At 46.3% G+C, this 763-nt stretch carries 1 protein-coding gene; it reads right to left on the bottom strand.

Features of this window, described 5'->3' with window-relative positions:
* Positions 1–763, bottom strand: a 763-nt coding sequence (locus ACNOHI_RS24770; protein ID WP_420477391.1) for a glycoside hydrolase family 3 N-terminal domain-containing protein, incomplete at both ends; no start/stop codon positions are given.

The raw sequence follows: 763 nt of genomic DNA, 5'->3' as shown, positions 1-763 counted from the left end.
AAAGGATATTATGCTGAAAATCTACCTGAAAACCTTTTTCCCCCAGAGACCGTGCAAAAAGTTTCAAATTCTTCAAATGGGAGTCTCCACCTTTTCTTCCGACTGGCGCGACGCCAACTACCAGTATCTTTTGTTCTTTTTGAGGATTGAGTGGAAGCAGATGGTTCCGGTCACGAACCAAAGTAACGGCCCGCTCGCATATATTGTCGGCAGTCAATGCTGCTTGCTGCTTTTCTCTGGCCGACATTGGTTGCACCACTGTCCTTCCATTATCAAGCAAACCCAGCCGCTCTTTCAGTGCCCACACTCGCTGCACGGCATCATCCAAACGTTGCATCGAGATCACTCCTCTTTTAATACGTGCTTCAATAGTATCCATAAAACGATACGAAGGCCAAAGCATCACATCTACCCCGGCCATAAAACTGCGTACCTCGCCTTCCAGCGGATCATCGTAATATCCGCGAAATCCGCCCATGATCAAAGCATCCGAAACAATCACGCCTTTAAAGCCCATTTCCCCTTTTAGAAGATCGGTAAGTAACTCTCTCGAAAGAGTTGCCGGAGGATAAAACCCTTTTATTTTTTCTTTCTGATAGGATGGTAAGGTAATATGCCCTGGCATGATGCAGGCTACTCCGCTATCGATAAGAGCCTGAAATACTTTTCCGTGTTTCTGCTTCCAAACTTCAAAAGGAAGGGAATTGCATGATGTAACCAAATGCTGATCGCGGGAATCTACCCCATCGCCGGGAAAGTGTTT

It is taken from the genome of Noviherbaspirillum sp. ST9 (genome assembly GCF_048799745.1).
GTDB lineage: Bacteria > Pseudomonadota > Gammaproteobacteria > Burkholderiales > Burkholderiaceae_D > Noviherbaspirillum.
Note: the sequence above shows the minus strand (reverse complement) of the source record. Positions and strands in the feature narration are given on the sequence as shown.